Source organism: Spirosoma migulaei, from assembly GCF_054776855.1.
On sequence record NZ_BAAHBG010000005.1, the window covers coordinates 86402 to 98663 of the forward strand.

Below are 12262 nucleotides of genomic sequence, written 5' to 3' on the forward strand. Positions count from 1 at the left end.
GGAGTAGATCGTTCGCAACTATTCCACTCACTTCACCTATTCCACTCACTTCACTTACTCCACTCACTCCACTTACTTCGCTCACTCCACGAAAACCAATGAATATACTACGTCGTCCGCGTCGAAACCGTCAATCGGCGGTTATCCGCGACATGGTGCAGGAGACCCGTTTGTCGGTCACTGATTTTATCCTGCCTGTTTTTATCATGGAAGGCCAGAACGTTCGGTCGGAGGTGGCTTCTATGCCGGGTATCTACCGGCTATCACTGGATCTGCTGCTGGATGAAATTCAGGAATGTGTCGATCTGGGTATCAAGACGTTCGATCTGTTTCCGAACCTGCCTGAGTCGAAAAAAGACAAATACGCTACCGAAAGTTATAATCCAGATGGTCTGTATTTACAGGCTGTTCGGGCCATTAAAGATCGCTTCCCGGACGTAATGGTCATGACCGACGTAGCGATGGACCCCTATAGCTCGGATGGACACGATGGCATTGTTGAAAACGGTAAAATCCTGAACGACCCCACACTCGAAGTATTGGGTAAAATGGCCCTCGCCCAGGCACAGGCTGGCGCTAATATTATTGGCCCGTCCGACATGATGGATGGACGCGTGGGCTACCTCCGACAAGTGCTTGACGAAGGCGGCTTTCACGACGTAGCGATTATGTCCTACGCAGCCAAGTACGCGAGTGCCTTCTACGGCCCTTTCCGCGACGCCCTTGATTCGGCACCGAAGTTTGGCGATAAGAAAACGTACCAGATGAACCCTGCCAACAGTCGTGAGGCACTCATTGAAGCACAACTTGATTTTGAAGAGGGGGCCGATTTCTTAATGGTAAAACCCGCACTGGCTTATCTGGATATCATAAAACTTCTGAATGATAACTTCCATCTGCCCATTGCTGCCTACAATGTCAGTGGTGAATATGCCATGATAAAAGCGGCTGCGCAAAACGGCTGGCTCGACGGCGAACGCGCTATGATGGAATCGTTGATGTCCATAAAACGGGCCGGTGCCAATTTAATTTTGACCTATTTTGCAAAAGAAGCCGCCCGCTTATTATGAGTAAACTATTAATTCGTAATGCTCGGTTAGTGAATGAAGGTCAAATTGTTGAGACCGACGTACTGATTGAAAACGGCTTCATCTCCCAAATTAAGTCGGGACTGTCTGATCGTACTGTTAACCGGATTATTGACGCAACTGGTCAATACCTGTTGCCGGGTGTCATTGATGATCAGGTACATTTTCGGGAACCGGGTCTAACGCATAAAGCCACAATTAAGTCCGAAGCGCGCGCAGCTGTAGCGGGGGGCGTCACCAGTTTTATGGAGATGCCCAACACGGTTCCGAATGCCTTGACGCAGGATTTGCTGGCGGATAAATACGCAATTGCTGCGCAGACATCGCTGGCGAATTACTCATTCTTCATGGGCGCGTCGAATGATAACCTCGACGAAGTATTGCGCACCGATCCGAAGACTGTTTGCGGCATCAAAGTATTCATGGGTTCCTCAACGGGCAATATGCTGGTTGACAATGAGCAGGTGCTGGATAGTTTGTTTCGGCAAAGTCCCATGCTCATTGCTACCCATTGCGAAGACGAAGCCACCATTCGGGCCAATACCGAACGATACAAAGCGGAATATGATGACTATGCAACGGCGGATCTTCACCCCTTGATCCGTAATGAGGAAGCCTGCCTGAAATCGTCGTCAATGGCGGTTGAATTGGCGCGTCGGCATAACGCCCGGTTACACATACTACATATTTCGACGGCCGACGAACTCGTTTTGTTCGATAATACTATTCCCCTTACCGAGAAGCGAATTACAGCAGAGGTATGCGTGCATCATCTTTGGTTCGACAGCCGGGATTATGCAACCCTGGGCAACCTGATCAAGTGTAATCCGGCTATCAAAGCACCGCATCATAAAGAAGCGCTATTGGCCGCTCTTCTGGACGACCGACTGGACATCATCGCTACTGACCACGCGCCCCATACCTGGGAGGAAAAACAGCAACCGTATTGGCAGGCACCCTCGGGTTTGCCGTTGGTTCAGCATCCGTTGTTACTCATGCTTGATTTTGTGACGCAGGGCAAATTGCCCATCGAAACGGTTGTGCGAAAAATGAGCCATGCTCCAGCCGATTGCTTTCAGATCGACCGCCGAGGCTACGTTCGAGAAGGCTATTGGGCCGACCTGGTTTTGGTAGATATGAATCAGCCATCAACGGTTACGAAGCAAAACGTTCTATATCAATGTGGTTGGTCACCATTAGAAGGCCATACATTTGGAGCCAGCGTAACGCATACAATTGTGTCGGGTAAGGTGGTTTATGAAAATGGCCAGTTCCTAACGGATCAGCCGGGCGAACGATTATTATTTACCCGATAGCCTGGAAAAAATTTACGCAAAAACCTTGTGCAATCAGCGCAGAGACTCTTATCTTTGCAATCCCAAACAGGGAAGCGTACTGCCGAAGTGGTGAAATTGGTAGACACGCACGTTTCAGGGGCGTGTGTCTTTACGGACATGCGAGTTCGAGTCTCGCCTTCGGCACATAAAGAAGCCGCAATCTAATTGGTTGCGGCTTCTTTTGTTTATGAAGTCAATCCACTAAATGCAAAGTAATCATTGATCCTCTCCTCGGGGAAGGTGTTTCCTTGCTAATTGATGCGGTTACAGGAGCTTATCGGGTGTTATTGGTAATTCCCGAACGCGTTTGCCAGTGGCGTTAAAAACGGCGTTGGCAACGGCAGCAGCCACACCAACTATACCTACTTCCCCAATTCCTTTTACCCCCATCCTGTTGATAATCTGATCGTCTTCCCGGATAAAAATAGCGTCCATCGTTCCAATATCCAGGTTAGACGGAACGTGATAATCGGCGAAGGATCGGGTTGCAAAATTGCCCCAGCGCGGATCGACAACGGATTCTTCGGTCAGCGCCATGCCAATTCCCCACACATTTCCACCAATAATTTGCGAGCGGGCTGTTTTCGGATTCAGAATAGTACCAGCTCCCGTCACGGCCAGAAAACGGGTAACCCGAACCATACCCGTCGATATATTTACGGCTACTTCCGCAAAATTGGCGTTAAAGCTGTGAGAAGAGTATTCGTCTACATTTCCCGGTGGCTTGGAATCCACTCGGGTCTGGAAATCGGTGATCTTTTCAGAAATCATCAGTTGTGTAGCCGTTGGTCGGGCAAAAAACTGCTTACCTGATTTAGCAATTAGCTCATCGGTTATTTTTATGCAGGCATCATTAACGGCATTGGCATAACTAGCGGCCCCAACCGAACCCACGGCACCGGCAGCAGGGGGGAGGTCTGAATCGCCAATTAGTACTTTAACGTTCTGGATGGGTAGCACCAGGGCATCGGCCGCCGTTTGAGTCAATATGGTGTAGGTGCCGGTTCCCAGGTCCGCAGCAGCCAGTTCAACGGTGGCTGTAACGTCATTGCCGGAGCGTTTAAGCTTTACGATGGCCGATGTGGGTCGTTGGTGAGCGGGATAGGTACCGCAGGCTACGCCGTAGCCAATCAGATAATTTCCCTGTTGGTTCTGGCGCGGTTCTGCCTTGCGTTTGTCCCAGCCAAAGGCTTTGGCCCCCTCCCGTAAGCATTGAACCGTTGCCCGCGATGACCAGGGTTTACCATCCGATGGGTCACGTGCTGGCTCATTTTTGATGCGAAGCTCGATTGGATCCATTTTTAGCTTATAGGCCAGTTCATCCATCGCCGATTCAAGGGCGAAGCTTCCCGTGGATTTTCCGGGTCCTCGGGTGTAGGTTGGCAGAATCAAATTCATGGGCACCACCCGGTACGTAATGAGCGAGTTGGGTGCATCGTACATGATTTTGGAGCAATCGCCACAGGGTTCCACAAACTCACTGTGGATGGCCGCATGGGTTGTAATTTCATGGGCCAGGGCTGTCAGCTTACCATCTTTGGTAGCTGCCAAACTCACCTTTTGGAAGTTGCGCTGCCGCAACCCTACCGAATTAAACATCTGTTGACGGGTTAGGGCCAGTTTGACCGGACGATTAACCTGCTTGGCCGCAACGGCTGTTAGCACCAGATTAGCCCATTGCCCCCCTTTGGAGCCAAAACCACCACCGATGTAGGGCGAAATGATACGTACCTGTTCTGGCTTGAGGTTTAGGGTAGCTGCGGCTGCGCTTTGTGCCGCATTTACGATCTGTGCACTATTGTAGAGGGTAACATGGTCTCCGGTCCATTCGGCAATAGTGGCGTGGGGTTCCAGCGGGTGGTGGTGCTCAATGGGGGTCCCATACACTTCTTCAACTTTATAGTCGGCACTGCTAAGGGCTGCTTTTGCGTCTCCGCGCCTGGCATCCGCCTTCTCTTTGTCTTTGGGTAGTACAGCCTCCTTGGCCAGCTTGTCAAAATCAACTTTGGGTGTTGTCTTTTCATACTCCACGTTTACCAGACGTGTAGCGTGCCGGGCCTGCTCAAAAGTTTCGGCCACAACCAAACCAATATGCTGCCCATAAAACTCTATTTCAGGACTTTGTAGCAGAGCCCCACCGCGCAGGCCACCATCGACCTTAAGCTTTGGGGCATTCTTATGGGTAATAACGGCCAGAACACCGGGTGCTTTTTCGGCAGCAGTCGTATCAATAGTCAGAATTTTTCCGGCGGCAATGGTGCTTTTAAACAGAACGGCATAAGCAAGATTCTTAACCGGGTGATCCGTAGAATAGTCTGCTTTCCCAGTTACCTTAAGTATCCCGTCGATGCGATTGATGGGAGTGCCGACTAATTTGTTTTTCTGTTGCATGGATTTTATTGACATTAACCTCAAGCTTTACCTCCGTTCATCGCCATTTGCAGCGCCCGTACAATGCTTCGATTGCCCAACTCCACTTTAAATTTATTGTGTGCCAACGGCTTTGCATCGGCCATTTCGGCATCGGCAGCCAACTTGAAATTCGCTTCGGTCGCTTCTTTACCAATAAGCATTTGCTCCGCCTTCAAGGCCCGCCAGGGTTTGTGGGCCACACCGCCCATGGCAATTCTGGCCTGTACGATCTTGGTTCCACTAGTTTCCAAGGCAGCTGCCACCGAAACTAAGGCAAAGGCGTAGGAAGCCCGGTCGCGCACTTTCAGATAGTAGGATTTGTCGGCGAAGTTGTTCCTGGGCAGCTCAATGGCGGTGATCAGTTCGCCGTGATTCAGGTTCGTATCTTTTTCAGGAGTATCGCCCGGCAACCGGTGAAAATCTGCGAATAGGATGACTCTCTCCTGGCCACTGGCATTCCTGACCTTAACAATGGCATCCAGTGCCGCCAGTGCGACCGCCATATCGGATGGATACACCGCAACGCAATTGTCTGACCAACCGAAAATGGCATGCATCCGGTTGATGCCTTCCAGTGCACCACAGCCTGTTCCCGGTTCGCGTTTATTGCAGGGCATGGATACATCATAAAAATACGGACAACGCGTTCGCTGAAGCAGGTTACCTCCATTCGTCGCCATATTACGGATCTGCCCGGACGCACCCGCCAGAATGGCCTGTGTTAGTAACGGATAGTTTTGGCGGATCAAAGGGTGATTGGCTGCATCGGTATTTTTTCCCAGCCCGCCAATCGATGCGCCCCCAGTATTAGCTCCGGCCGTTATGGGCCTAATCTCGCTCAAGCCTAGCCTGGTAATGTCGATCAGCTCATTGGGCCGTTCGACATCCTCTTTCATCAGGTCCAGAAGATTGGTCCCGCCAGCAAGGAATTTTGCGTTCAGGTTCCCCGTCAGAAGTTTGGTTGCCGAGGGGAGGTCTTTGGCCGTCGTGTATGTAAAAGGTCTCATAGTATGCTGGTTCAGAGCGATTAGCCTATAATGTGCCAGGTTTGTTCTACGGGTTTTCCGCTCTGAACCTCCTGAATGGCGGCAACAATATTTGGGTAAGCCCCACAGCGGCATATGTTCCCAGACATCCGCTCCCGAATTTCCTCGGTTGATAACTGAAGCGGGGCCGCCTTTTTACGGATGGTTTCCGATACATAACTTAGCTCGCCGTTTCTGGCCTCCTCTAATAGCGCCACCGCCGAGCAGATTTGTCCAGGTGTACAGAACCCACATTGAAATCCGTCATGTTTAAGGAATGCTTCCTGCACTGGATGAAGCCGAACGGTTGGTGATGCGGCATTCCGACTGTCATTCCCCTGGGCGATTCCTTCAATCGTTTTAACCGTTTTGCCTTCGCAGGCTGCGGCCAGGGTCAGGCAGGATAATACCCGTCGTCCGTCTACGATCACGGTGCAGGCACCGCATTGCCCGTGGTCGCAGCCTTTTTTGGAGCCAGTCAGTTCCAGCCTTTCCCGTAACGTGTCTAGTAGGGTCATTCTGGAATCAACCATCAGCTTACGAACGGTACCGTTGACCTTGAACGATATAGTTACACCGTTTTCGATAGTTGTGGGAGAGAGTTCGGCTGGTAACGGTGCACTCAGTGGTCTGATTAGTACTTGCTCTGCAACCGCTGACTGCGCAGCCAGGATTCCTCCGCTAGCCAGGGTTATTAACTTCAGGAAATGACGTCTGTTGACACCTATATCGAGAATTTCGGCCAGATCTTCTGGCATCAACTCTTCGAATAGTTTCTTTTCATCCTCTGTCAATTGAGGTGTTTCGTTTTCGTCCTGCATGCAATTGGTCGGAGAATACGGGTTTAAGAATTAAACGATTTCGGAGGCTGGTTGTATGGCGGTAGGATCATCTAAGTTAACCGTTCTCTGTTGGGATTGTTCGGTAAATAAAGTTACTCTTATCAAACGAAAACGTATGTATAACCGCATGCGACTAGATGGAGTTGGCAAGCGCTTAGACCACAGGGTTTACAAACATCAGATTCCTGGTAATCAGAAAACGCGAATGGATTGATATGCTATCAATCCATTCGCGTTTTCTGATGGTTTCTGAAAATTTACCTGCTAGCTAGTCAATGCACGCTTTTTTGTGACTAAGCCTTAGGGCGTTAACTTAAAACGCCTTGCTCTCCTAATCCTAATGTAGTAACCAAATCAAGAGGGCCAGAAAAGGGACCTGATGAGCCAACTTTTAATGTGGCTAGTGCCGCTCCAAATTCGCCGGCCTCCTGCACGTGGCTACCCTTAACGCGTTTCAGTAAATAACCTGCCATATAGGTATCGCCACAGCCAGTGGCATCCACTACAGCCCTAGGCTTGAACGCTGGAATTTCATAAAAGATACCTCCTGTATAAATGAGAGACCCTTTACTCCCGAGCGTGATAATTACCTCGCGCACGCCCAGATCGGCCAGATACATAGCTCCCTCCCTCGTATTCTTTCGGCCCGTAACAAGTTCCATTTCAAATTCATTGGCCTTTAAAATACTGACATACGGAAGGATTTTCTTTTTGGCGGGCCAGTCCTGATAGACTACTTTTTTATTCCAGACACGCCGTAAGTAGCCTTGTATATCTAACGATACCAGCCCATTTTTTGATAAATCCTGAATTAGCTTGACCGGAATATCATCGGCAAGCAGTGGTCCCAGATGAAATACCTTGGCACGCAATTCGGGCATTTGCGAAACACTGAAGGGAGAGGCCTTTCGTAGTACCTGTTGCTCGCGGTAATCCTGGTCGTCGCCATAACTGTTTTGAAAATAAACAGTGTGCGTACTTGGTAAGGTGTAAATATCAACGCCCTCCGCCCGCAGATCATCAACAATATGATGTTCCTGCAAGGCAAGCGCCGTGACTAGTTTATACTCGATATCCGCCTGTAAAAGCGTTTTAGAAAAATAAAAAGAAGTTCCGCCCGGCATATAAGTCACCGAATGCGGAGTGACGACTTTGTCCAGTGATATATGGCCAATTGTGCAGATGTCGATCATAATTGATGTCTAGCCTTTTTTGACAGACTACGTTTGAGTGTTGATACTATTACTGTTATCCAGTACCGCGAGCTACTAGGGTAAGGGGTGTCGACCTCTATAAACGAATGAAATTGGTCAACGCTCGCAATAATTTCATATAATGAATTGCTTTAATCACATAGTTTAAACATTTGATTAAAACAGTTGACAAATATAAATAAGCATCCGTATCTTTACACAACAAAACCCAGTAATGATGCAAATGGTTAGTTCAACTGAAGAGAAAATTAAAGAAGCAGCCCGAAAAGTATTCCTGGAAAAAGGCTTTACTGGAGCTACAACCCGCGATATTTCCAAGGAGGCTGGGCTGAACTGTGCCTTGATGAATTACTATTTCCGTAGTAAAGAAAAATTGTTCGCGTTTGTTTTCGAGGAAATGCTTCAACTCTTCTTTCAAGGCATGATAACAGTGCTCAATAAGCCTATTAGTCTGAAAGAGAAAATTATTGAATTAATAGAACACGATTTTCAGACGTTCAAGCAGAATCCGAGCCTGTGCATCTTTATCCTGAATGAGTTACACCGGGACCCAGATCAGTTAATAAACCTTATACAGACGGCTAAAACCCAGGCGGCTTTACTCTTTGAGCAGCAGCTAAACGAAGCGATTCGTCAAGGCATCGTGCGTCCCGTTAAAATGCAACATGTGTTGAGCCTTTTACTGTCGAACACGCAGTTTATTTTTCTGGGCAAAGCCATTACGATGAGTACCTGGCAAATGGATGAAGAGGCATTTAATACCTATGCTGATGATCATAAACGGTTTATTACGGAGATGATTATTAACTTTTTATTCATCGCTGAACCAATGCCTGAATCTATAAGTGACATTGAATTACAGCAGGTTAACTAACAAGTAATGGACACAACCTGTTATTGGATAAAGGCTATAATCAATGCATAAACTAATTGCTACCGGCCTGGGCATTGGCTATATCCGGAAAGGCGGAGGCACGGTAGCCGCAGTTGTGTGTTGCGGTGTCTGGTATCTGGCCTGGCCTGCTATGGCGCAGGCCAGTGGCGATCCGATTCTCGTTCCGTTACTAGTCACTGGCTTGATTACGGTAATTGGAATTTGGTCGGCAAATGTAGTTGAAGCGGAGTGGGGTAAAGACAGCTACCGGGTTGTTATTGACGAAGTCGCTGGTATGTGTCTGAGTTTGTTGTTTATCCCGATTAACGAAAAGACCCTGCTGGCAGGACTTTTTTTATTTCGTCTGTTTGATATAGCCAAGCCCTTCGGTATTCGAAAGCTGGAAAAATTGAGTGGAGGCTGGGGCGTTATGCTGGACGATCTGCTCGCCGGTCTTTATGCGAACATAGTGTTACAGGTTGCTCTGGGTTTGGGTATTTTATAAATCGAATGCAAACATTTATTAAAGTTCAGGCTACATCCCTTATGGCTACAGGGGTCGACTTTTTGACGACTATTCTGTGTGTGCGTCTGTGGCACTTCTGGTATTTATCGGGTAGTGTAAGCGGGGCAATTGGTGGTGGGCTTGTCAGTTTTATTATTTCAAAAAAGTGGACGTTTGCCAATAGTAATCAGCCCGTTGCCTCACAGTTCAGTCGGTTTGTCCTTGTGTGGCTCGGCAATGCAGGCGCTAATGCAACCGGACTTTTCGTCGCCACTCATTTCCTGGGTGTCCAGTACCTGGTAGCCAAAACTATCGTAGGTATACTGGTTGGCGTCAGTTACAATTATTTTTTACAGAAAGACTTCGTCTTCACCATGTCATGAATCATTTATACCGTTGCGCACCATACCGTATAGTCTCGCTCCTGTGCGGCTTATTGTTGCTTATTTCTGGTTTGAGCCGCGCACAGACAACTACTGTTACTGGAACCATTATCGACGGGGCTTCCAACCAGCCCTTGCCGTTTGCCAACATTATTTTTGTGGGCACCACAATTGGTACGACCAGTAATGAACGAGGGACTTATACGTTAACGGCAAACGGAAACTTTATGCAAGTTTCCGTTTCATTTCTTGGCTATAAATCAATCGTCAGATCAATTAAACCTGGCTCAGCACAGCAGGTAAACCTTCGGCTGGAGCCGGATTCCCAGCTTTTGAATGAAGTTGTCATTCGAAAAAGCAAGCAGGAACGGTATCGGAATAAAAATAATCCGGCTGTTGAACTGATCAGAAATGTAATCAGTCACAAAGAACAAAATCAGATCGGGCATTACGAGTATGCGGCCTATGAAGAATACGATAAACTTCAGTTTTCGCTCAGTAGTTTATCTACCAAAGTAGCAGAACGAAAAATCTTTCAGAAGTACCGCTTTCTACTGAACAATCGGGACACGACTACGTTGCCGGGGAAATCCCTGTTGCCCGTTTATCTGGAAGAAAAAGTATCCGATACGTATTATCGTAAAAATCCAGAGAAGGAAAAAACCATTATTAAGGCGAAAAAACGGGTCGATTTTGGCCAGTATTTCGACAACAATGGCCTTAGTCTTTACCTGAATCGGATGTATTCAAAGGTCGATATTTATTCGAATTCGATCTTTTTGATGACCAACCAGTTCCTCAGCCCCATTGCCAGTAGTGCCCCAACCTTCTATCAGTATTATCTGGCCGATACACTCGTGATTGGTACGACAAAGCTGGTCGGCTTGAACTTTGTGCCCCGTAATGGGACCGACATGCTGTTTGAAGGGAAAATGTACGTGACCCTGGATAGTAATTATGCGGTTCAGAAAATAGATCTAACGGTAAACCCCAAAATTAACCTGAACTGGGTTCGCGATCTACGGATTCGACTGCAATTTGATCAGCATACAGACGGGAAATACTTCCTGAGTAAGAGTGATTTACTGGCCGATTTTGGCATTAGCAAAGGAAAAGGCGGGGGTATCTTCGGTGAGAGAACCTTGTCGTATCGGAACTATATAACGAACGAAGCACACTCTGATGATTTTTATACGGGTCCACCACAGGTCGTAGAAGCTGATGCGGCCACAAAAACTGACCTGTTCTGGAAAGAAAACCGCCATGATACGCTCTCTGCCTCCGAGTCGAAGGTGTATGCCAATATTGATAGTTTGAAACAAATGCCCTCGTTCAGGCGCACGATGGGTACGTTGACATTCTTATTGGCGGGTTACAAATCATTCAATGCGTTTGAAGTAGGTCCGGCCAATACATTCTATAGTTTCAATCCGGTTGAGGGGTTTCGGCTCCGATTGGGCGGACGTACCACGCCTGAGTTAAGCAAACGCTACTATGCCGAAACCTATGCGGCTTATGGGTTTAAAGACCAGCGCTGGAAGTATTTTCTGAGTGGAACGTATTCTATTAACAATAAGACTATTTACCAGTTTCCGCAAAATTACGTTCGGGCCAGTTTTCAGCGCGATACGAAGATTCCAGGTCAGGAACTTCAATTTGTGCAGGAGGATAATTTTCTACTGTCGTTCAAACGGGGTGTTAATGATAAATGGCTCTATAACGATACCTGGCGGATTGACTACGTTCATGAATTTGAGAACCACTTTTCTTATACGATTGGCTTCAAAAACTGGCAGCAGTCACCAGCTGGGGCACTCCAGTTTAAGCGAATTGATGAGAGCGATGCTGCACCGTCTCATACGCTAACAACGTCTGAGTTTTCAGTAGAAACGCGTTGGGCGCCTAATGAGCAATTCTATCAGGGTAAGATTTACCGCGTGCCGATTGTGGGCCGCTATCCGGTATACACACTCCGCTTTGCCGCTGGCGTACAGGGCTTACTTGGTAGCCAATACAACTATCAGAATTTAATGGGGAGCATTAGCAAGCGCTTTTTGTTATCCCAGCTGGGGTATTCAAATGTAACGTTGCAGGGTGGCTATATTTTCGGGCAAGTCCCTTTCCCTCTGTTGACAATTCACCGGGCTAACCAAACGTATGCGTATCAACTGAATTCGTATAACCTGATGAATTTTCTGGAATTCGTTAGCGACCACTATGCCAGCCTGAGTATTGACCACTCATTCAATGGATTTTTCTTTAATAAAATCCCCTTGTTTAAAAAACTGAAATGGCGGGAAGCCGTTTCATTTAAAGCGCTCTATGGTGGTTTACGGAGTCAGAATGACCCTCAGCAGAATCCATCGCTGTACGAATTCCCAACGGATGCGTCGGGGGTACCGTACACGTACACGTTAAACAAAACACCTTACATTGAAGCCAGTGCAGGTGTTGCCAACGTATTTAAGTTTTTCCGGGTCGACCTGGTTAAACGACTCAATTACTTAGATCATCCAAATGTGTCACAATGGGGTATACGCGCCCGGGCCACATTTGATTTTTAACTTATGACGCCTACTCAC

Annotated in this window: 10 protein-coding genes and 1 tRNA gene; 7 read left to right on the forward strand and 4 right to left on the reverse strand. The window is 47.7% G+C overall.

What is annotated here, in order from left to right:
* Positions 1-98: 98 nt before the first annotated feature.
* The 3 genes from hemB to ACYVGO_RS05880 all read left to right on the forward strand — a co-directional run bounded on the left by hemB (position 99) and on the right by ACYVGO_RS05880 (position 2569).
* Complete coding sequence (gene hemB / locus ACYVGO_RS05870) at positions 99-1070, forward strand: porphobilinogen synthase (protein WP_460968272.1); 972 nt, start codon at positions 99-101, stop codon at positions 1068-1070.
* Positions 1067-2404, forward strand: a complete 1338-nt coding sequence (locus ACYVGO_RS05875) for a dihydroorotase (protein WP_460968274.1) — start codon at positions 1067-1069, stop codon at positions 2402-2404. The genes hemB and ACYVGO_RS05875 overlap by 4 nt, the downstream gene beginning before the upstream one ends.
* 81 nt (positions 2405-2485) lie before the next feature.
* Positions 2486-2569: transfer RNA gene (locus ACYVGO_RS05880), tRNA-Leu, on the forward strand.
* A 120-nt stretch (positions 2570-2689) separates the two neighbouring features.
* Here ACYVGO_RS05880 and ACYVGO_RS05885 read toward each other — a convergent pair.
* The 4 genes from ACYVGO_RS05885 to ACYVGO_RS05900 all read right to left on the reverse strand — a co-directional run bounded on the left by ACYVGO_RS05885 (position 2690) and on the right by ACYVGO_RS05900 (position 7897).
* On the reverse strand, positions 2690-4816 hold the full coding sequence (locus ACYVGO_RS05885; protein WP_460968276.1) for a xanthine dehydrogenase family protein molybdopterin-binding subunit: 2127 nt from the start codon (positions 4814-4816) through the stop codon (positions 2690-2692).
* 20 nt (positions 4817-4836) lie between these two features.
* The gene (locus ACYVGO_RS05890) at positions 4837-5844 is read right to left on the reverse strand and encodes an FAD binding domain-containing protein (RefSeq protein ID WP_460968278.1); all 1008 of its coding nucleotides are present in this window, start codon (positions 5842-5844) and stop codon (positions 4837-4839) included.
* Positions 5845-5864: 20 nt separating this feature from the next.
* The gene (locus tag ACYVGO_RS05895; protein WP_460968280.1) at positions 5865-6683 is read right to left on the reverse strand and encodes a 2Fe-2S iron-sulfur cluster-binding protein; all 819 of its coding nucleotides are present in this window, start codon (positions 6681-6683) and stop codon (positions 5865-5867) included.
* Between the two features lie 329 nt (positions 6684-7012).
* Positions 7013-7897 carry a PfkB family carbohydrate kinase gene (locus tag ACYVGO_RS05900; RefSeq protein WP_142776142.1) on the reverse strand — a complete coding sequence of 295 codons (885 nt, stop codon included), beginning with the start codon at positions 7895-7897 and terminating at the stop codon, positions 7013-7015.
* 244 nt (positions 7898-8141) lie between these two features.
* Here ACYVGO_RS05900 and ACYVGO_RS05905 point away from each other — a divergent pair, with 244 nt between their 5' ends.
* Genes ACYVGO_RS05905 through ACYVGO_RS05920 form a run of 4 tightly spaced genes read left to right on the forward strand, consistent with a single transcriptional unit; the run spans position 8142 to position 12244 of the window.
* Positions 8142-8792 carry a TetR/AcrR family transcriptional regulator gene (locus tag ACYVGO_RS05905; protein WP_246859349.1) on the forward strand — a complete coding sequence of 217 codons (651 nt, stop codon included), beginning with the start codon at positions 8142-8144 and terminating at the stop codon, positions 8790-8792.
* A 43-nt stretch (positions 8793-8835) separates the two neighbouring features.
* Positions 8836-9297, forward strand: coding sequence for a phosphatidylglycerophosphatase A family protein (locus ACYVGO_RS05910; RefSeq protein ID WP_460968283.1), 462 nt, complete (start codon positions 8836-8838; stop codon positions 9295-9297).
* Between the two features lie 5 nt (positions 9298-9302).
* Positions 9303-9680, forward strand: a complete 378-nt coding sequence (locus ACYVGO_RS05915; protein ID WP_142776139.1) for a GtrA family protein — start codon at positions 9303-9305, stop codon at positions 9678-9680.
* Complete coding sequence (locus ACYVGO_RS05920; protein WP_460968285.1) at positions 9677-12244, forward strand: DUF5686 and carboxypeptidase-like regulatory domain-containing protein; 2568 nt, start codon at positions 9677-9679, stop codon at positions 12242-12244. The genes ACYVGO_RS05915 and ACYVGO_RS05920 overlap by 4 nt, the downstream gene beginning before the upstream one ends.
* The last annotated feature ends 18 nt before the right edge of the window (positions 12245-12262 follow it).